We start from the raw sequence: 1,223 nt of genomic DNA on the forward strand, positions 1-1,223 counted from the left end.
CTCACACCAGCCGAGTTCGAACAGCAACTGATAACGTCACATACGCTGTCACTCGTCGCATGAAACCCGGTGTCCACTCCCGGGGATCAACCTCACAAGGCAGCATGATCCGCCGCTACATCATCTGGCGGAACAAGCACGCCGCCGACATACGCCTCCGCGAGGTCGTGAACAGGGCGAACGTTGCCTGATGCGGCATTAGTTTCCTCTTGGAGTTTAATCCATGGGGAATTCTTGTTGATAATGCGGGTTGATGTGAATTTAGTCGAATGTTTCCGAGTCTATTCCTAGCATCTGGAGAAAGGCATCGTAGCCGAGGTCGTTTTGTGGGGTGGTGCCTTGCGGTGGGCCGTCTTGTGTGGGGAAAGCTTCGTGTGGCCAGTACAGGTCCAGAGGAAGCAAGGCGTTCTCGTGGGTGTAGGGGAAGGAGGCTGCGCCGGGTGGGGCTGGATCCGTTGAGTGCGCGGTGGGATTGCCCAAGTCCCAGGTGTTCGCGTCCGGCGTATCCGTGAGGCCGAAGAGGTTCGTCGAGGTGATGCCGTGCATGTGGAGCGGGTCTGAGGCTTGCGGGTGTGCGGGGATCGCGAATGCGGGGAATATGTCCGAGATGTCGGGCTGATGTGTGGCTGCGGCGGGTTCCTGCGTTGCCGTTGGGTGTGCCCATGGTGTGGTGTCCGCGGTTTCGGTCATGCGGCTCGGTTCGGGCCGGACCGGGAGCACGGGTTCGGGCGAGCCGGTGGTCGCATGCGGGGGGAAGGGAGGCGGCAGCATACTGTCGGGCGTATTTCCCGCGTGGGCCGGCGCTGGCCCACCCGCCACCTCTTCCGTGGCCTGCGGAATTCCGCCTGAGACGTTTGTCCTGCTCCGCTTGGAGCGAGGGGGAGATTCGGTATCCGTCCTCCTCTTCGATGGTTCGGCGCTTGCCGTCTGCGCCGAGGTCTTTTGCGTGGCCCGGGGAGAACGTCCGGACGCGCCCGTGGAAGTCCCTGCCGGGCCGGCTTTTCCTCTGTGACGCCCCTTCTTGCCGACCTTGGCTTTGCCCAGGTTCGGGACGTGGAGATCGCGCAGTTGTTGCAGGTGGACCTCCGAGACCCTGGTACGTCCGGATCTGACCTCGGCGAGCCATTTGCGGGTCTGCGGTGGGAGGTCGGAGGCGAGGCCGTGCTCGCGGAGGTTTTGGATGTGCTGGTCGTGGGTGAGTGGTGCGCTGTCCTCGCGTGTGC

At 63.0% G+C, this 1,223-nt stretch carries 1 protein-coding gene and 1 pseudogene; one reads left to right on the forward strand and one right to left on the reverse strand.

The genetic code is table 11. From position 1 onward, the window contains the following. Nucleotides 1–92: 92 nt before the first annotated feature. A pseudogene (locus tag ACFYOH_RS44090) lies at nt 93–191 on the forward strand (transposase); the annotation flags it as partial. A 70-nt stretch (nt 192–261) separates the two neighbouring features. On the opposite strand, the gene ACFYOH_RS44095 reads toward ACFYOH_RS44090, so the two are convergent. Then, nucleotides 262–690, reverse strand: coding sequence for a hypothetical protein (locus ACFYOH_RS44095; protein WP_388637837.1), 429 nt, complete (start codon nt 688–690; stop codon nt 262–264). Between the last annotated feature and the right edge of the window lie 533 nt (nt 691–1,223).

The organism is Streptomyces sp. NPDC007856, from assembly GCF_042868225.1.
Taxonomy (GTDB): domain Bacteria; phylum Actinomycetota; class Actinomycetes; order Streptomycetales; family Streptomycetaceae; genus Streptomyces.

Excerpts from the sequence above, each read along its gene's own strand:
- ACFYOH_RS44095 (WP_388637837.1), bottom strand. The coding sequence starts at position 690 with ATGACCGAAACCGCGGACACCACACCATGGGCACACCCAACGGCAACG.